The sequence below is a fragment of the Hydrocarboniphaga sp. FW305-C-57 genome, assembly GCF_058783045.1.
This window is the reverse complement of the sequence record NZ_JBYSYG010000017.1, coordinates 44456-62859: the sequence shown is the minus strand read 5'-3', so window position 1 is coordinate 62859 and position 18404 is coordinate 44456. Positions and strand designations below refer to the sequence as shown.

Here is an 18404-nt window from a genome sequence, read left to right as displayed (position 1 = left end):
GCAGGGTCACCACCAAGGATGGACCTGCCCGGTTACATTGCGGGATGCGCAACGCACGTTTCAGTTCAGCCCGCGGCCATCGTGCCTAATTCGTGAGATCCATGGACCGAGACGTCATATTCGTCGTGGACGATCAAGCGTCCAATATCGAAGTGGTCACCGCGCTGCTCGAGCGCGCGAACTACGAGGTGGTGCCCGCGTTGTCGGGTGAAGAGGTGCTCGAGCACTGCCTGCGTCGCACGCCGAGCCTCGTGCTGCTCGACATGCGCATGCCGGTGATGGACGGCTTCGAAGTCTGCGAACACCTGCGCGCGAACCCGCGCACGGCCGATGTGCCGATCATCTTCCTGACCGCGGCGCGCGAGCGCGAGAGCGTGATCCAGGGTTTCCAGCACGGTGCGGTCGACTACGTGACCAAGCCCTTCGTCGCCGAAGAGCTGCTCGCCCGCGTGAAGACGCACGTCGAACTCAAGCGTGCCCGCGATCACCTGGCGCTGGTCGCGCAGGAGCGCGCCGATCTCACCCAGATCGTCGCGCACGATCTCAAGAATCCGCTGTCGAGCATCCTGTTCGCGGTCGACCTGCTCGAGCGCGGCAAGGACAGCCCCGAGAAGATGGCGGCCGAAGTCCGCGAGTCGGCCAAGCACTGCCTGAGCTTCATCGACAGCTATCTCGGCCGCTGGGCCAAGTCGCAGGATCTGCGCAAGGTCGAGATCTCGCCGCTGCGGCTCGCCCCGGTGGTGCGCGGCACCGTCGACAGCTTCGCGCTGCTCTCGCAGGAGCGCGAGATGAAGGTGAGCGCCGACATCGTCGACGACCCCGAAGTGCTCGGCAATGCGACGGCGATCCGCCACGTGCTCGAAAACCTCATTTCGAACGCGCTGCGCTACGCCCCGGGCGGCAGCGAAGTGACGGTGCGCTGCGAGACCGGGCGTTCGGGCATGGCCCGCGTCTCGGTGGCCGATCGCGGACCCGGCGTTCCGCGCGAGCGCCAGCAGCAGTTGTTCAAGCGCTACGTGCGCCTGCAGGCCGACTCCGAAGTGCAGCACGCGAGCGGCCTGGGCCTGGCGATCTCGAAGGAAGAGATCACGCGCATGTCCGGCCACCTCTGGTACGAGGATCGTGACAACGGCGGGGCGGTGTTTTCGTTCGTGCTGCCGCTGGCCGGCAAGGGCGCTCCGCGGCCCTGAAACGGGTCGGGCGCGCGCCGCCGCTTAGGCGGTAGCGCCTTGCGTCGGCAGTTGCAGCGAAAAGCAGCTGCCGGTGTTGGGTCCGTCGCTATCGATGGCGAGCCGACCGCCATGCAGCCGAGCCACTTCGCGCGCGATGCGCAGCCCGGTGCCGAGTCCGCCGGGATTGACGCCGGGCGCGGCGGCGATGGAGGCGCGCAGCGTCGCGAGCTTGTTGGTGTCGAGCCCGCGACCGCTGTCGCGAACCACGAGCCTCAGCGTGCCGGCATCGCCCTGCAGTTCGACATCGATACGTCCGCCCTTGGGCGTGAACTTGATCGCGTTCGCGAGCAGATGGTGTAGCGCTTGCTGTAGGCGTTCCGCATCGGCCTGGATCGTCGCGGGCAGCGCGGCGGGCGTGTAATGCACCTCGACCTTGCGTGCCTCGGCCTGCTGCTTGAGCCCGTTGATCGCGGCGCTGACCACGGGGGCGAGATCGATGGTCTCGATCTCGAGCTTGAGCGTTCCGGCTTCGAGCCGCGAGACGTCGACGAGGTCCGACAGCATCTGCGCCTGGACCTTGGCGTTGCGCTCGATCGCCTGCAGGCCCTGGGTGAAATCGGCCTCGCGCGGTTGGCGCACGAGAATGTCGGCCCAGCCGAGGATGGCGTTGAGCGGCGTGCGCAGATCGTGCGACAGCGTCGACAGGAATTGATCCCGTACCCGGCGCGCGTTTTCGCTTTCGCGGCGTGCCTCGCCGGTTTGCAGCAGGCTCATCACCACCGTGCGCAGCACCGACTCGTCGATCGGCCAGGGCAGGTGCGGGATCGCGCTTTCGTCGGACGCGTCGCCGCCGATGCAGAGGCTCATCGTCGCCGCGGCTTCGCAGGTCGGCGAGCAGCGGCCGAGGCTGATGTGCAGCTCGGCCTCGCCGTCGTCGACACGCTGCAGCTGCCAGCGCTGCAGCCAGGCCTCGACGACCGAGAGCATGCCCGCGTCATCGCCGCTCAGCGCGACACGGGCCTGCTGCTGGATCGCAGGATCGGCGGCCGAGGCGGTGGATGAGTCGAGCATCGTGATTATGGGCGGCGCCGGGCTGCGGCGGTCGGAGAAGGGCTTGCTGACTTTCGAGAGCTTAGGCGTTCCAAGTGAATGCCGGCCGACCGGACGCTGCCCGCGCCGTGCGCCGGCAGGTTCAGTGGCGGAAGTGGCGCATGCCCGTGAACACCATCGCCATGCCGGCCTCGTTTGCCGCGGCGATGACTTCGGCGTCGCGCATCGAGCCGCCCGGCTGGATCACCGCCGAGATGCCGGCGGCGGCGGCCGCGTCGATGCCGTCGCGGAACGGGAAGAAGGCGTCGCTGGCCATCACCGAGCCGCGCACTTCGAGCTTCTCGTCGGCGGCCTTGATGCCGGCGATCCTGGCGCTGTAGACGCGGCTCATCTGGCCCGCGCCGACGCCGATGGTCTGGCGATTCCTGGCGTAGACGATGGCATTGCTCTTGACGTACTTGGCGACCTTCCAGGCGAAGATCAGGTCGTCGATCTCGGCCGGCGTCGGTGCGCGCTCGGTGACGATCTTGAGATCGTCGGCCGTGATCATGCCGCGGTCCGCGGTCTGGATCAGCAGGCCCGAGCCGACGCGGCGCGAGTCGTTGCCCGGATGCGCGGCGCGCAGGTCGCCACCTTCCGGCGGCGGAATCAGCAGCACGCGCACGTTGGCCTTGGCGGCGAAGGCGGCGAGCGCCTCGTCGTCGTAGCCCGGGGCGAGCACCACTTCGACGAACTGGCGACCGGTGATGCTGCGCGCGGTGGCGCCATCGACCGGGCGGTTGAACGCGATGATGCCGCCGAAGGCCGAAGTCGGATCGGTCTGGAAGGCGAGCTCGTAGGCGCGGCCGATGCCGTCGAGGCTCACGGCGACGCCGCAGGGGTTCGCATGCTTGACGATCACGCAGGCCGGCTTGACGAAGCTGCGCACGCATTCCCAGGCGGCGTCGGCATCGGCGATGTTGTTGAAGCTCAGTTCCTTGCCCTGCAACTGGCGGAAGGTCGCGAGCGTGCCGGGTGCTGGATAGAGGTCGCGATAGAACGCGGCGCTCTGGTGCGGGTTTTCGCCATAGCGCAGGTCCATCACTTTGACGAAGCGGCCGTTGACCTGGCCCGGGAAGGTCTCGCGTCCGGCGATCTCGCTCTGCGTCTCATCGAGCTTGACCGAGGACAGGAAGTCGCTGATCGCACCGTCGTAGTTCGACACGTGATTGAACGCGGTCACCGCGAGCTCGAAGCGGCGCGCCTTGCTCACGCCGCCGGACTGCTGCAGTTCGGCGAGCAGGCCCTGGTACTGCGAGGGCTCGGTCAGGATCGCGACGTGCGCCCAGTTCTTGGCGGCCGCTCGCAGCATCGCCGGGCCGCCGATGTCGATGTTCTCGATCGCGTCTTCGAGCGACACGCCGGGCTTGGCGACGGTCTGCTCGAACGGATAGAGGTTCAGCACCACGAGATCGATCGGCTCGATGCCGTGCTGGGCCATGACCGCGTCGTCCTGGCCGCGACGGCCGAGAATGCCGCCGTGGATCTTCGGATGCAGCGTCTTCACGCGGCCGTCCATGATCTCGGGAAAGCCCGTGTGCTGGCTGACTTCGGTCGCCGCGATGCCGCTGTCGACGAGCAGCTTGAAGGTGCCGCCGGTGGAAAGCAGTTCGACGCCGAGTGCGCGCAGCTGTTGGGCGAGCTCGACGACGCCGGTCTTGTCCGAAACGGAGATCAGGGCGCGGCGGACCGGGCACAGCCCGGTGGAGGTGACAGTGCTCATGGTCAGGCCTTCGACAGCTGGGGAAAGTGAATCGGCTGGAGAATCGGTGTGTGAGTCGGCGCCCGATTCAATGTCGTCTCGAGAGCGCCCGAGGGTCGGCTCAGTGCTCGGGTTTCGCGGCGATGCGGTGCTGACGCAGCTTCTTGCGCAGCGTGGCGCGGTTGAGGCCGAGCATTTCGGCGGCTCGCGACTGATTGTGATCGCAGTAACGCAGGGTGGCGCGCAGCAGCGGCGGTTCGATCTGGCCGAGGATCATCTCGTAGAGTTCGGCCGGCGCGTGACCGTTGAGGCTGCTGAAGTAGTCGTCCAAGCACTCCGACACCGAATGGCTGAGCGGTTTGATGTCGTGAGACGACTTGTATGCAGACATGCGCGGCCCTCGGGCACTACAACTGACTTTCCCGTCGGCGAGGACATCCGCCCGGGGTCATGTTTTTGGGGGGCGCGAATAATAGCGCCAAGTCCGGACCGAAAAAAGCCGGCACCGAAATGAAAAACCGGCGGCTTTTTTGGGGCTCAACTCTCGAGTTCCGCGGGGCCCGGTAAATCAAGGCCCCGTGTCGCGAGCTGCTCCGAAATGAAGCGCGACCAGACCTCGTCGGGCGTCCATACCGAATACAGATCGCGCGCAGCCTCGGCGAGGTTCACGCTGCGATGCAGCACGCGCCAGAGAAACACGAACGCGGAGACGCGCATGTTGAGCGCGCAGTGCACGAGGCGGCGGCGATCGCCGAGCTGATCCATGAGCACGCGGAAGCGTTCGAAGTCCGCGGCCGACGGGCTGGTCCACTCGATCGGCAGCCAGTGGTAGTCCATGCCGGCGGCGCGCACCAGATCGCCTTCGTTGGCGAGGAAATTCGGCGAGGTCGGCATCGCCAGATTGATCACGGCGCTGAAGCCGCTGCCCGCGAGCACCGGAAAATGTTCGGGACGCGGCTGGCCGGCGGTCAGCAGTTCGGGGCCGAGGCGGCGCGGGGCGATCATTGCCGGAATGCGGCAGCGGCCGGCCAGGCGGGTCCAGCCGTCGCGGCTGACGTCGGGTTCGAAATCGATCCAGGATTCGTAGGCGCTGCGCACTTCGTCGGCCTGACGATCGAGCAGGCCGGCGAGCACGATCCAGCCGCCCTGTCGCAAGCTCGAGCAGAGCAGCGGGGCGAGCGCGAGGAGTGGCTTGGCGAGAATGTTGGCGAGCACCAGATCGGCCGGGAACGGCGTGACCGATTCTTCGGGCGGCACGGTGGTGAGCTGGGCGGCGACGCCGTTCGCGGCCGCATTGTCCTGCGAGGCCTGGATCGCCTGCGGATCGATGTCGTAACCGACGGCGCTCGCGGCGCCGAGCTTGAGCGCGGCGATGGCCAGGATGCCCGAGCCGCAGCCGTAATCGAGCACGCGCCAGTGATTGATCTCGTGCGTCGCCAGCCAATCGAGACACAGCGCGGTCGACGGATGCGTGCCGGTGCCGAACGCCAGGCCCGGATCGAGCAGCAGGGTCACCGCGCCGGGCTCTTCGACCTTCTTTTCGTGCGGGCAGACCCACAGACGATCGCCGAACTTGATCGGCGGACAATCCTTGAGCCAGACGCGCACCCAGTCGCGATCCTCGACGAGCTCGGTTTCGATCTTCAGGTGATCGCCGTCAGGCAGCTGGTCCTGCAGCGCTGCGAGCACCGGCGCGATGTCGGTCCGCTCGGGAAACAGGCCGAGCGTGACGGTGTTGGTCCACAGCGGGGTTTCGCCCGGCGCGGGTTCGAGCACCGGATCGTCCTCGGCATCGACGAAGCTCACGGCCGAAGCGCCCTGGGCCTGCAGGATCTCGTCGGCGAACTCGGGGTATGCGGTGTGGATGCGCAGCTGTAGCCAAGCCATGTGCGCGCTCGGAAAAAAGAAGGGGCGCGAATTATCGCGCCCCGGAGTCTGCAAAGTCTTCTCTTATTCGGTCTGCCACTCGGCGAGCATGTCCGCGAGGTAGTGAATGTTGTGCTCGCCGCGCTGGAACACCTTGTCGGCCATGATCCGGCGCTGCAGGTTGATGTTGGTCTCGATGCCTTCGATGATCATCTCGGACAGCGCCACCTGCATGCGCGCGATCGCGGACTGGCGCGTGTTGCCCCAGCAGATCAGCTTGCCGATCATCGAGTCGTAGTGCGGCGGCACGCGATAGCCTGCGTAGATGTGCGTATCCATGCGCACGCCCGGTCCGCCCGGCGGGTGGTACTTGGTGATCGTGCCGGGCGAGGGCACGAAGGTGCGCGGGTTCTCGGCATTGATGCGGCACTCGATCGCATGGCCGCGCATGCGGATGTTGCCCTGCTTCTTCGTCAGCGGCTTGCCGTCGGCGATACGGATCATCTCGCGGATCAGGTCCACGCCCGTGACCATTTCGGTCACCGGGTGCTCGACCTGGATACGCGTGTTCATTTCGATGAAGTAGAACTGGCCGTTGTCGTAGAGGAACTCGAAGGTTCCCGCGCCGCGATAGCCGATGCGCTTGCAGGCCTCGACGCAGAGCTGGCCGATCTGGTCGCGCTGCTCGTCGGTGACGCCCGGCGCGGTGCATTCCTCGACGACCTTCTGGTTGCGGCGCTGCATCGAGCAGTCGCGCTCGCCGAGATGGATCGCATTGCCCTGGCCGTCGGCGAGCACCTGCACCTCGACGTGGCGCGGCGTCTCGAGATACTTCTCGAGAAACACGGTCGCGTCCTTGAACGCATTGAGCGCTTCGGTGCGCGCGATGCCGATCTTGTCGATCAGCTCGGCCTCGGTCTTGACCACCTGCATGCCGCGGCCGCCGCCACCCGACGCCGCCTTGATCAGCACCGGATAGCCGACCTTGGCCGCGATCGCGAGGCATTCCTCGTCGTTCTCGGGCAGGGCGCCATCGGAGCCCGGTACGCATGGCACGCCAGCCGCGATCATCTCGGCCTTGGCGTTGGTCTTGGAACCCATCAGGCGGATGGTCTCCGCGCGCGGTCCGATGAAGCGGAAGCCCGAGCGCTCGACGCTTTCGGCGAAGTCGGCGTTCTCGGACAGAAAGCCGTAGCCCGGATGGATCGCGTCGGCCTGAGTGACCTCGGCGGCGCTGATGATGGCCGCCATGTTGAGGTAGCTCTTCTGCGCGGCCGGCGGGCCGATGCAGACGGCCTCGTCGGCCAGCAGTACGTGCTTGAGATCGCGGTCGGCCTGCGAATACACGGCCACCGTCTTGATGCCCATTTCGCGGCAGGCGCGCAGGATGCGCAGCGCGATTTCGCCGCGGTTGGCGATCAGGATTTTCTTGATGTCTTTCATGGCGCGATCACCCGATCGTCGCCGCGGTGCGGCCCGGCTTCGTCATGGGCGCCTTACTCGATGACGAAGAGCGGCTGGTCGAATTCCACCGGGCGCTCGTTGTCGACCAGGATGTCGACGACCACGCCGGCGCGATCGGACTCGATCTGGTTGAGCATCTTCATCGCTTCGATGATGCAGAGCGTCTGGCCGACCTTGACGGTCTGGCCCACTTCGACGAAGGCCTTGGCGTTCGGCGACGGCGAGCGATAGAAGGTGCCGACCATCGGTGCGCGGACCACGTGTCCGCTCGGCTTCGGCGCTTCGGCCGGTGCGGCGGCCGGTGCAGCCGGAGCGGCGGGGGCAGCCGGAGCCGCAGCCGGCAGGGCGGCCGGAGCGGCCGAAGCGACGTACTGCACCGGCGCGGTCTGGCGGCTGATGCGCACCGATTCCTCGCCTTCGCGCACTTCGAGCTCGGAGATTCCGGACTGCTCGACGAGCTCGATCAGCGTCTTGATTTTTCTGAGATCCATTGTGATGTCTCTTCCCCTTAATTTGACTGTGCAGATCAGGTGTTGTTGTTGGACAGGCGCGCGTGCGCGGCCTGTAGCGCCAGGCTGTAGCCCTGGGCGCCGAGGCCCAGGATCACGCCCGCCGCGACGTCGGACAGATACGAGTGATGACGGAAACTCTCGCGTGCATGCACGTTCGAGAGATGAATTTCGATGAACGGAATGCTGACCCCGAGCAGGGCATCGCGCAGGGCGATGCTGGTATGCGTGAACGCGCCCGGGTTGATCAGGATGAAGCCGATTTTTTCGTCGCGCGCCTGATGGATGCGATCGACGAGTGCGCCTTCGTGGTTGCTCTGGAAGACCGACAGCTGGTGGCCGAGAGCCTGGGCCTCGCGGCTCAGCTGGGTTTCGATGTCGGCGAGCGTGGCCGAGCCGTAGACCTCGGGCTCACGCGTGCCGAGCAGATTCAGATTGGGGCCATTCAGCAGCAGCAGATGGCTCACGTGGCGATGGTCCGTGGTCGAGAGAGCCGGATTCTGCCTCAGCTATGCGTAAAAGCCAAATTGCAGGATTTTGCCTACACGATAGGCGCCGATATCGGGAATTTAAGCGCAGGTTGACCGTGGCGCCACTCGACCGACCGTTCAACCGGCTTTCGGCAGATGGGCCTCGATGAGCTTTTCGAGTTCGTCACGTTCGAATTCGCCATGCTTGCGGAAGACGATTTCTCCATTCGCATCAATGAGAACAGAGTATGGAAGTGCCCCGAGCGTGTCGCCGAGGGCCTGCATCGCGTCGACGATTTCGGCATCGCCGACCAGCACTGGATATGGAATGCCGAGCTGTGGCGCGCCGTTGCGCACGGCCTCCGGGGAATCCATCGCCGGACCGACGATCTGCAGGCCTTGCGCCCCGAACCGGCTCTGCATGTCGATCAGCATTGGAATTTCCTTGAGGCAGGGCCCGCACCAGGTCGCCCAGAAATTCACCAGGACGAGCTTGCCGCGAAACTCGGCGAGCGTGCGCGGCTGGCCGGTCAAGTCGGGCAGCGAAATCGCCGGCGCCTGGCCGCCCGGCTCGTCGATGACCGTCGGACTTGCGAGGTAGCGATAGGCGCCGTAGCCGCCGGCCGCGGCGATCACGCCGAGACCGAGCACGAGGGCCAGCTGCGAAAACTTGCGGGACATCAGTTGAGCTTCTCCACGGTCAGGATGCGGGTCTGCGGCGGATAGCAGACGCGGTTTTCGGCACAGCCCTGGTAACGAACGCGTATCTGCTGCGGCGCCTCGGCGACCGCGGCGCGTGCGAGCACGCTGCCGCGCAGCACGCGCACGTCGCCGAAGTGGTCGTCGTGGTGCGGCTCGCCGTCGGGAAGCTTGAGCTGGCCGAGCCGGGCGCCGGTGGGCGGCAGCGCTTCGATGCTGATCTTGTCGCGATACAGGTAGACGCCCGGGGCCGCGTCGAGGCCGACGCTGAGCTCGCCGTTCTGCCAGACCGCGGCCTGCACCTGGATCGCCTCGTCGGCGGACAGCAGATCGCCTTCGGCTTTGGGCTTGAGCCAGTCGATGGCAGCCGCCGGCATCGACAGCGAGCCGATCAGCAGGCCGGCGACCAGGCTCAGAGCGTGTTTTGGAGAACCCATGCGAGATAGGGCGTGTGTGCGGGCGTGAGCTTGACCGCGACGATTTCGGGAAGTTCGTACGGATGATGATCGAGCACGAAGGCCTTGAGCGCTTCGAAGCGCGATTCGGCGGTCTTGATCAGCATCAGCGATTCGTCATCGCGCTGCACCGCATCCTGCCAGCGATAGATCGAGCGCACCGTCGGCACGATGTTCACGCAAGCGGCGAGGCGGGCTTCGACGAGCTGGCCGGCCAGGACTTCGGCGCGCTCGGGCGGGCAGCTCACGGTGACCATGAGCACGGCATCGGAGACTTCGGCGCTCATCGATCGTGGTGTGTGCGCGAACCGGGACAGCGCGCATTGTAGAAGCCACCGGCGGGCGGCGTCACAGCGCTGTGGTTGCGTGAGCGCGCTCAGTTCTTCTCGACGAAGTCGGTACCGAACGGCAGTTCCAGCGACAGGCCGACGTTGGTCGAGCCATCGCGGGGTTTATTGGGATCGATGCGCGGCCAGCTGTAGCCGGCCGCCCATTCGAGATACAGCCGGCGCTTGAGGAACGGGTGGCGGAACAGTACGCGCGCCCCGTATTCGTATAGCGGCTCGGGCTCGTCGGTTTCGCCGCGAATAAATGCCTCGTAGGCCAGGCCGCGCCTATAGTTGAGGTTCTGGTAGAGCACCAGCGAATTGCGCCAGTTGAGTCCTTCGCTGCGCTCGGAGATCGTGCCGATGGTGTACCAGCGCAGCAGATGCTTGGGCGTCAGCACATGGCTGAAGTCGAAATTCTGGGTGACGCCGAAGCCGTCGCGCGTGTTCCAGAACGGCGTCGTGCGCAGGTAGGCGACGTCGTTGTCATCGGAATAGAGCATGTAGCGAACGCGCGATTGCACGAAAGCGCGCGGCGACGTCGCGCCGCGGACGCCGACGCGGAATTGCGTTTGCAGATTGGTGCTCGAGGGCAGGGCGTAGCCTAGGCCCGCGAGCCACTGGTTCTGGCCGTCGAGCGTCGGGAAGGTGTCGCGCAGTTCCGAGGTCTCGGTACGGCCGCGCACGAAGTCTTCGTCGCTGTCGCGCCCGATGAAGGCCGAGAGCCGGTCCTCCATCGTCGGCAGGTCGAACTCGACGCGCATGCGCAGCCGCGAGTTGTAGCCGTCGAACTCGGACCAGGTGTTGTTGAGCTGCACGAAACCGTGCGTGCGCTTGGCGGCTTCGACGTCGCCGCCTTCGTCGCCGAACAGGCCGTCGAGCCAGAGCGCGGCCGTGCAGGTGCGCTTTTGCAGCATCACGCGGGTGTCATCGATCACCGGCACTTCGTCTTCGCTCTGGAAGTTGCACGGGTTGTTGCGCTTGCGCTCTTCCTTGATGCGGCGCTTGTGTTCCTCTTTCTCGGCCTTGGCCTGCTCGGCCGCGATCGCTTCGGGCGAACCGGGATCGGGCTTGTGGCGGAACACGGAGCAGGCATTCAACAGCACGACGCAGCTGATGCTCACCAGCAGACGTTGACATACGAGCCGTCCAGTACGGTACGACGCGCGCACGCTGCGTGATGGCTGGCCCCTCATTCCCCCAGTGTCCTCCTCTTCGTGATCAGGTTGCCGCTGGCGAAGGTCAATCTCGACCTGCCCGACCGCGCGAGTCTGAAGCGGTCGGCTTGATCCGGGCTGAAGATCGGATCAACGGCGGTTGCCGGGCCTGCGAGGGGTCGGCTGGGCGTTTTCCCGGGAGGTTCGATCGCCGGTGCGCGCCTAGAATCGCACGACACCGTCGAGGAGCGCCGTCGTGACCGATTCCAGCGAATTCGTGATTCGCCGCCCCGCACCCGTGCGCGACGCCTTGTTCAGCGCCATCACCTCGGCCTGGCTGGCCGACGAAACCGGCCTGTTGAACCGGCTCTGCACCGTGGCCGAATTGCCCGCGGAGCGCGCCGCGGCCGTGCAGGCGCAGGCGGTCGACTGGGTGCGGCGCGTGCGCGCGAGGCGTGATGACCAGAGCCCGCTCGACGCCTTCATGCGCCAGTACGATCTGTCGTCCGAAGAGGGCGTGCTGCTGATGTGCCTGGCCGAGGCGCTGCTGCGCATTCCGGACGACGACACCGCCGAAGCGCTGATCGCCGACAAGCTCGCGGGCGCGGACTGGGAAAAGCATCTCGGGCGCAGCGACTCGATGTTCGTCAACGCCTCGACCTGGGGGCTCATGCTCACCGGCAAGATCGTGCGCGTGTCGCCGCAGACCGAAAGCAACTTCAAGTCGGCGCTGAACCGGCTGATCGGGCGATCGAGCGAACCCGTGATCCGGCTTGCGGTACGCCAGGCGATGAAGCTCATGGGCCATCAGTTCGTCATGGGCCGCACGATCGCCGAGGCGCTCAAGAACACGCGCGATCGCGATCAGATCCGCTACCTGCATTCCTTCGACATGCTCGGCGAGGCGGCGCTCACGCAGGCCGATGCGGACCGCTATTACCAGGCCTATCGCGATGCGATCGAAGCGATCGGCAGCCGGCCCGATCCGAATCATGATGGCGACGTCGCCGAGCGGCCGGGCATTTCGATCAAGCTCTCGGCACTGCATCCGCGCTACGAATTCGCGAAACGTGATCGTGTGCTCGCCGAACTCACGCCGCGCCTGCTCGCGCTCGCGCAAATGGCGCGCGAGCAGAACATCGGCCTGACCGTCGACGCCGAAGAAGCCGATCGGCTCGAGCTGTCGCTCGATGTGATCGTGCCGGTGTTTCTCGATGCCTCGCTGGCCGGCTGGAGCGGCTACGGCCTGGCCGTGCAGGCTTTCCAGAAACGCGCGCCGGCCGTGATCGACTGGCTCGAATCGGTCGCACGCAAGGCCGGCCGCAAGCTCGCGGTCCGGCTCGTCAAGGGCGCGTACTGGGACACCGAGGTCAAGCGCAGCCAGGAGCAGGGGTTGCCGGGGTATCCGGTGTTCACGCGCAAGCCCAACACCGATGTCGCGTACCTGGCCTGCGCGCGCAAGCTGCTCGCGGCGCGCGACGTGTTCTATCCGATGTTCGCGACGCACAACGCGCACACGATCGCGGCGGTTCGCAGCTTCGCGGGCGATGAGCATGCGGCGCGAGCCGCAGCGGGTTATGCAGCCGCCGTCTCGACGGCGGCGTCGGGCTATGAGTTCCAGCGTCTGCACGGCATGGGCGAGGCACTCTACGAAGTCGTGCGCGAGCAATGGCCGGTGCCTTGTCGCGTCTATTCGCCGGTCGGCTCGCACGAAGACCTGCTGCCGTATCTCGTGCGCCGACTGCTCGAGAACGGAGCCAACACCTCGTTCGTCAATCGCATCTTCGACGAGCAGGCGCCGCCCGAATCGCTCGTCGCCGATCCGGTCGCACTGGTTGCCGGGCTAGCGGTCAAGAGCCATCCGACGCTGCCGCTGCCGCGCGATCTCTACGGCGCCGCGCGACGCAATTCGGAAGGCTTCAACTTCGCCGACGAAGCGGGCGTCGCGGCGCTCGCGCAGGCACTGCGTTCGGCTGCGGTGCCGACTCAGGCCGAGTCGCTGCTCGCAGAGGGCCTATCGGCTTTGGGGCCGCGCCATGCGATCACCGATCCGTCCGATCGCCGTCGCCGCCTCGGCGAATGGATGGCGCTCGACGTCGCCACGGTCCCGGCCGTGCTGTCGGCCGCGGCAAGGGCGCAGCCGGCCTGGGCTGCGACCTCGGTCGCCTTGCGCGCCGACGCGCTCGATCGCGCGGCCGACCGGCTCGAAGCGCGTCGCGCCGAATTCCTGCACCTGCTCGTGCGCGAGGCTGGCAAGACCTTGCCCGACGCGATGGCCGAAGTGCGCGAGGCGGCCGATTTCCTGCGCTATTACGCGACGCATGCGCGCCGTTTGCTGTCGGTGCCCGAAGTCATGACCGGACCGACCGGCGAACACAACGAGCTGCAGCTGCACGGCAAGGGCGTGTTCGTCTGCATCTCGCCGTGGAATTTCCCGCTCGCGATCTTCACCGGCCAGATCGCGGCCGCGCTGGTCTGCGGCAACGCGGTGGTCGCCAAGCCGGCCGAGCAGACCAACCTGATCGCGGTGCAGATGGTGCGCCTGCTGATTGACGCCGGCGTGCCGGCCGCGGTGCTGCAATGCGTGCTCGGCGAAGGCGAGGTCGGCGCCGCGCTGTGCGCCGGCGCGGGCATCGCCGGCGTGGTGTTCACGGGCTCGGTCGAAGTGGCGCAGGCCATCAATCGCCAGCTCGCCGCAAGGCCCGGCGCCATCGCCACGCTGATCGCCGAAACCGGCGGCCAGAACGCGATGATCGTCGACTCGTCGGCCTTGCCCGAGCAGGTCGTCAAGGATGCGATCGCCTCGGCCTTCCACTCGGCCGGCCAGCGCTGCTCGGCCTTGCGCGTGCTCTACGTGCAGGAGGAGATCGCCGACAAAGTCGAACAGATGCTGCGCGGGGCGATGCGCGAGCTCGTCGTGGGCGATCCGGCCCTGCTCGAAACCGATGTCGGTCCGGTCATCGACGATGCGGCGCTTGCGCGGCTCGAGCGTCATGCGAACGAGCTGCGCGCGCAGGGGCGCATCGTCGCCGAAGTGGCGTTGCCGGAGGCTTGCGCGCACGGCACCTACTTCGCGCCGACGGTGGCGAGGATCGAGGACATCGAACAGCTCGACGGCGAGTACTTCGGCCCGATGCTGCATCTGGCGCGCTATCGCGCGAAGGAGCTCGACGAGGTGATCGATGCGATCAACGCGACCGGCTACGGGCTCACGCTCGGCGTGCATTCGCGCATCGAGACGACCTGGCGGCGCGTGCAGGCGCGGGCGCGCGTCGGCAACTGCTACATCAATCGCGGCATGACCGGCGCGGTCGTCGGCGTGCAGCCCTTCGGTGGCGAGGGACTGTCGGGCACCGGGCCGAAGGCGGGTGGGCCGCATTACCTGCTGCGCTTCGTGACCGAGCGGACCTTGACGGTGAATACGGCGGCGGTGGGCGGGAATGCGCGGTTGCTGGCGGGTGGTTAGGCGCTGTCGAGCTGTTCCTCTCGCCCGCTTGCGGGAGAGAGTCCCTCGCGATAGCGAGGGGAGAGAGGGGCTTTCTTTGTTTGACGCTCCGCTCGGGGTTTGGCTGAACCCTGAGGGTTTTTGACCTCGCCGGTCGGGCCTTACTTCTCTTTGCTCGTGCAAAGAGAAGTAAGCAAGAGAAAGCACGCCCCGAAGTCCGCGCCCGTTTGTCGGTTCCCGACAAACGGGTCCCCGGCTGAAGCGACGTGCTCGGGGTCGCTTCGACGCGACATCCTGTCGCGACGAAGCTCAGCCGGACGTCCTGTCCGGCTGACCCGCTGCGCGCGCCGCTACAGCCGGCGCTGCCAGGGGTTGAACATCTACAGCCACGGCAACGCGACTCGCTTCGCCTCGTCGCCGTTGGCTGTTCTGTCTTGGCAATGCAGCCTTCCCCCTCTACCATTCGCGCCCCTTAGCTGTCAGGGCAGTCCCCAGTGACGCATCAGACGTCACGGCTTGCTCGAGAGTCGCCATGAAAGTCGTCACCGTTCGGAGCCTCGTTCGCGAGGGCCGGGATAACCTGTTTCTCGCTGCGCCCCTGATCGCGGCCCAGCTTTCCTTCGTCGGCATGCACACGGTCGACACGATCATGGCCGGGCGTCTCGGCGAGACCGCGCTGGCGGCCGTGGCGGTCGGGGCCAATGTCTGGTTCCTGAGCTTCATCGTGTTCATGGGCCTGTTCATGTCGGTTTCCCCGATCGTGGCCCAGCGCGTCGGGGCCGGGCGATTCGCGGCCGAGACCGGCGATTTCCTGCGCAACACGCTGTTGCTCGCGGTGGGGCTCGGAGCGCTGTGGACGAGCGTCGTCCACCTGATCGCGCATCCGGTCATGAGCCGGCTGGGCCTGAGCGCGGAAACGGCGCGGATCGCCGAGGCTTACCTGCGCACGATTTCCTACGGCGCGATTCCGTTCTGCCTGTGCTTCGCCCTGCGCAACGGCTGCGAGGGCCTGGGCGTGACGCGGGTTCCGCTGATCGCCGGGCTGGTCGGGCTCGGCACCAACATCGCGGCGAACTTCCCGCTCATGTACGGGGCTTTCGGACTGCCGGGACTCGGGGCGGTCGGAACCGCCTGGGGAACGGTCGTCGCGATCAGCGCGATGCTCGGCGTCTACCTGGTCTGCTACCGCATCGAGCCGACGCTGGCCGGGCTGCGCCTGTATGCACATGCGCCGCGCTGGAGCCCCGAACTCCGGGAGATTTTCCGCCTCGGCGCGCCGATCGCCGCGACCGTGATCGCCGAGGCCTGGCTGTTCAATCTCGGCGGGCTGCTGATGGCGCGCTTCGGCGACACCGTCGTAGCGGCGCATCAGGTGGCGCTGAATTTCGCCTCGCTGGCCTTCATGGTGCCGCTGTCGATCGGGCTGGCGACGACGATCCGCGTCGGCCAGAAAGTCGGCGCGCGCGATACCGGGGCGGCGACCTTGAGTGGCTATGCGGGCATCTGGCTCGGCGCGGCGTTCGCGCTGCTGTCGGCGGGGATCATGGTGCTGCTGCCGGGCGCCATCGTCGGGTTCTACACGAAGGTGCCCGAGGTCTCCGAGCTCGCGGTGCGCTTTCTCGGCTTCGCGGCGCTGTTCCAGATCTTCGACTGCGTGCAGGCCACGGCCAACGGGGCGCTGCGAGGGTTCAAGGACACGCGCGTGCCGATGGCGGTGACCCTGGTCGCGTACTGGTTCGTCGGCCTGCCGGTCGCCACGCTGGTGTCGTTCCATACGCCGATCGGCCCCGCAGGCGTATGGTGTGGCTTCATCGCCGGGCTGTCGGTTGCGGCGGTCGGACTGGTGTTGCGCTTCCGTCGCCGGACGCGCCGACTGGCGTTCGATCGCAGTGGTTCTGTTCTTATGACTTGATCTTCCTTGTCAAGGAAGGAATAAGAGCCGAGGCTCGGCGGTCTCAGGAATCTGGCTGAACAGCCTGATACCGGTTCGACTGACAAGGAGATGAGCATGACCCTGCAACTCGGCGATATCGCCCCCGATTTTGAAGCGGACACCACCGAAGGCCGCGTGTCCTTCCACCAATGGCTCGGCAATTCCTGGGGCGTGCTGTTCTCGCACCCCAAGAACTACACGCCGGTCTGCACCACCGAGCTCGGCTACACCGCCAAGCTCAAGCCCGAGTTCGACAAGCGCAACGTCAAGGCCATCGGCCTGTCGGTCGACGAGCTCAAGGATCACGAGGGCTGGAGCAAGGACATCGCCGAGACGCAGGGAACGCCGCTGAACTTCCCGCTGATCGCCGATCCGGACTTCAAGGTGGCCAATCTGTACGGGATGATCCACCCGAACGCCTCGGACCGTTTCACCGTGCGCTCGGTGTTCGTGATCGACCCGAACAAGAAGGTGCGCCTGACGCTGACCTATCCGGCCAGCACGGGCCGCAACTTCGACGAGATCCTGCGCGTGATCGATTCGCTGCAACTCACCGACCAGTACAAGGTGGCGACGCCGGTGAACTGGAAGCCCGGCGACGACGTCATCATCGTGCCGTCGGTCAATAACGAGGACGCAAAGAAACTGTTCCCAGGCGGATGGAACGAGATCAAGCCCTACCTGCGCGTGGTGCCGTCGCCGAAGCGCTGAGCTGCACGAAGCACGGCTCGAAGGCCGGGCGGGTCATCCAGTGACCGCGCGGTCGAGAAAAAACGGCGCCATCGGCGCCGTTTTTTTATCCCCTTTTTTTATCCCCAACAGTAGAACACCGGGCCGTCACTCGCCCTGGAGAAGTCCATGCCGGCACCAAAGCCAATGATCAAACCCGATCGCAAGCCCACGTTGCTGCAAGTGGTGATCAGCGTCCTCGCGGCGTTTTTCGGAGTGCAGAGCAGTCGCAACCGGGCGCGTGATTTCACCCACGGCAAAGCAATCTCATTTGTCCTCGTCGGCATTTCGCTGACAGTGCTGCTGGTCGGAATCCTGGTCTTGATCGTCAAGCTCGTGGTTTCGGCCGGCTGATGCCTGCCGATCCCGTGCGTAACCTGGATACCCGATATAAAAGAACGAGTTCGGGTCAGCTTCTGTAGGAATATTGATATATCGAAAAACAAGTGCGGCGTGTAGCCTCTGAACGGTCGGTGAATTCGCAAAGCCGACGTTCCGAATTTGCATATCCAACAGCGCTAACCGTCGAGGCCGCCTTCCTTCATGGCTGGACACAATCTCGTTTTCATCGTCATGGACAGCTGCCGCTTCGACAGCTATCAGCGTGCCAAGCGTCCGAACATGGATCGCATCGGCGCGGGCAGCCGGCGCTATTCCTACGCTTCCTGGACTTCCCCTTCGCACTACACCTATCTCATGGGAATGATTCCGCATGAGAGCCCGCAGGGTGTCTTCGCCTCCGAGGTCTACAAGAAGGAATTCAGCCAGTGGGTCGACCGGCTCGGCATCGCCGACCTGTCGTTCAAGAGTTTCGTGCCGCAGCTCTCCCTGGCCAAGGTGCTCAAGGACAATGGCTACCGCAACGTCGCGCGCGTTTCGATGCCGGTGCTCAATCCGTTCTCGCACCTGAACAAGCATTTCGACGACTACAAGCTCATGGCGAACCACAGCGATTTCGCCGGCATGGTCGAAGAGATCGAGTTCTACGACGACGAGCCCAGCTTCCATTTCCTGAACCTCGGCGAGACGCATTACCCGTACATGCTCGATCCCAAGTCGCTGCCGCACATTTCCGGCGTGCATGGCGTGTTCAAGCGCATGGACGACGAGCTCGGGCAGGCGAGCGAAGATCGCTTCTTCGACGACGACCAGATGAAGGATCTGCACACGCAGCAGGTCAAGACCGTCGAGTACGTCGATCAGGTGCTCGACGCGCTGATCTCCAAAGCGCCGGTCGATACCCATTTCATCATCACCGCCGATCACGGCGAGTGCTTCGGCGAAGGGGGCTATTTCGGCCACGGCCCTATCGTGCACGACAAGGTGCTCGAAGTGCCGTTCCTGGAAGGCCGCAAGCGATAGCGCAAGGGGCGTTCGCGGCCGCGATG

The 18404-nt window shown here is 65.9% G+C and carries 16 protein-coding genes and 1 pseudogene; 6 read left to right on the top strand and 11 right to left on the bottom strand.

The window, feature by feature from the left end:
* Positions 1-125 precede the first annotated feature (125 nt).
* On the top strand, positions 126-1190 hold the full coding sequence (locus tag AC3WUM_RS23335) for a hybrid sensor histidine kinase/response regulator (protein ID WP_492413468.1): 1065 nt from the start codon (positions 126-128) through the stop codon (positions 1188-1190).
* A 24-nt stretch (positions 1191-1214) separates the two neighbouring features.
* On the opposite strand, the gene AC3WUM_RS23330 is transcribed toward AC3WUM_RS23335, so the two are convergent.
* The 11 genes and pseudogenes from AC3WUM_RS23330 to AC3WUM_RS23280 form a co-directional block, all read right to left on the bottom strand.
* On the bottom strand, positions 1215-2243 hold the full coding sequence (locus AC3WUM_RS23330) for a sensor histidine kinase (protein WP_492413466.1): 1029 nt from the start codon (positions 2241-2243) through the stop codon (positions 1215-1217).
* 121 nt (positions 2244-2364) lie between these two features.
* A complete protein-coding gene (gene purH / locus AC3WUM_RS23325) occupies positions 2365-3984 on the bottom strand; it encodes a bifunctional phosphoribosylaminoimidazolecarboxamide formyltransferase/IMP cyclohydrolase (protein ID WP_492413464.1) in 1620 nt (539 codons plus the stop codon).
* A 100-nt stretch (positions 3985-4084) separates the two neighbouring features.
* Positions 4085-4354, bottom strand: coding sequence for a helix-turn-helix domain-containing protein (locus tag AC3WUM_RS23320; protein WP_492413462.1), 270 nt, complete (start codon positions 4352-4354; stop codon positions 4085-4087).
* Positions 4355-4983: 629 nt separating this feature from the next.
* Positions 4984-5850, bottom strand: a pseudogene (gene prmA / locus AC3WUM_RS23315) (50S ribosomal protein L11 methyltransferase); the annotation flags it as partial.
* A gap of 63 nt (positions 5851-5913) precedes the next feature.
* Positions 5914-7272 (bottom strand): acetyl-CoA carboxylase biotin carboxylase subunit, encoded by a 1359-nt coding sequence (gene accC / locus AC3WUM_RS23310; RefSeq protein WP_492413460.1) that lies wholly within the window; start codon positions 7270-7272, stop codon positions 5914-5916.
* Between the two features lie 53 nt (positions 7273-7325).
* Positions 7326-7784: an acetyl-CoA carboxylase biotin carboxyl carrier protein gene (gene accB, locus AC3WUM_RS23305; RefSeq protein ID WP_492413459.1), complete on the bottom strand. Its 459-nt coding sequence runs from the start codon at positions 7782-7784 to the stop codon at positions 7326-7328.
* 35 nt (positions 7785-7819) lie between these two features.
* A complete protein-coding gene (aroQ, locus tag AC3WUM_RS23300; protein WP_492413457.1) occupies positions 7820-8269 on the bottom strand; it encodes a type II 3-dehydroquinate dehydratase in 450 nt (149 codons plus the stop codon).
* Positions 8270-8410: 141 nt separating this feature from the next.
* Positions 8411-8953, bottom strand: coding sequence for a TlpA family protein disulfide reductase (locus AC3WUM_RS23295; protein ID WP_492413455.1), 543 nt, complete (start codon positions 8951-8953; stop codon positions 8411-8413).
* A complete protein-coding gene (locus AC3WUM_RS23290; RefSeq protein ID WP_492413454.1) occupies positions 8953-9408 on the bottom strand; it encodes a protein-disulfide reductase DsbD N-terminal domain-containing protein in 456 nt (151 codons plus the stop codon). The genes AC3WUM_RS23295 and AC3WUM_RS23290 overlap by 1 nt, the downstream gene beginning before the upstream one ends.
* Positions 9384-9713, bottom strand: a complete 330-nt coding sequence (cutA, locus tag AC3WUM_RS23285; RefSeq protein WP_492413452.1) for a divalent-cation tolerance protein CutA — start codon at positions 9711-9713, stop codon at positions 9384-9386. The genes AC3WUM_RS23290 and cutA overlap by 25 nt, the downstream gene beginning before the upstream one ends.
* Before the next feature lie 89 nt (positions 9714-9802).
* Complete coding sequence (locus tag AC3WUM_RS23280) at positions 9803-10876, bottom strand: hypothetical protein (protein WP_492413450.1); 1074 nt, start codon at positions 10874-10876, stop codon at positions 9803-9805.
* 289 nt (positions 10877-11165) lie between these two features.
* Between AC3WUM_RS23280 and putA the strand changes: the two genes are divergently transcribed.
* The 5 genes from putA to AC3WUM_RS23255 all read left to right on the top strand — a co-directional run bounded on the left by putA (position 11166) and on the right by AC3WUM_RS23255 (position 18378).
* Positions 11166-14375, top strand: a complete 3210-nt coding sequence (gene putA, locus AC3WUM_RS23275) for a bifunctional proline dehydrogenase/L-glutamate gamma-semialdehyde dehydrogenase PutA (RefSeq protein ID WP_492413448.1) — start codon at positions 11166-11168, stop codon at positions 14373-14375.
* Between the two features lie 511 nt (positions 14376-14886).
* Positions 14887-16266, top strand: a complete 1380-nt coding sequence (locus AC3WUM_RS23270) for an MATE family efflux transporter (RefSeq protein ID WP_492413446.1) — start codon at positions 14887-14889, stop codon at positions 16264-16266.
* Between the two features lie 96 nt (positions 16267-16362).
* Entirely contained in the window at positions 16363-16998 is a 636-nt protein-coding gene (locus tag AC3WUM_RS23265; RefSeq protein ID WP_007183172.1) for a peroxiredoxin, read from the top strand.
* A 147-nt stretch (positions 16999-17145) separates the two neighbouring features.
* Positions 17146-17370 (top strand): DUF2970 domain-containing protein, encoded by a 225-nt coding sequence (locus AC3WUM_RS23260; RefSeq protein ID WP_492413444.1) that lies wholly within the window; start codon positions 17146-17148, stop codon positions 17368-17370.
* A gap of 189 nt (positions 17371-17559) precedes the next feature.
* On the top strand, positions 17560-18378 hold the full coding sequence (locus AC3WUM_RS23255) for a sulfatase-like hydrolase/transferase (RefSeq protein WP_492413442.1): 819 nt from the start codon (positions 17560-17562) through the stop codon (positions 18376-18378).
* The last annotated feature ends 26 nt before the right edge of the window (positions 18379-18404 follow it).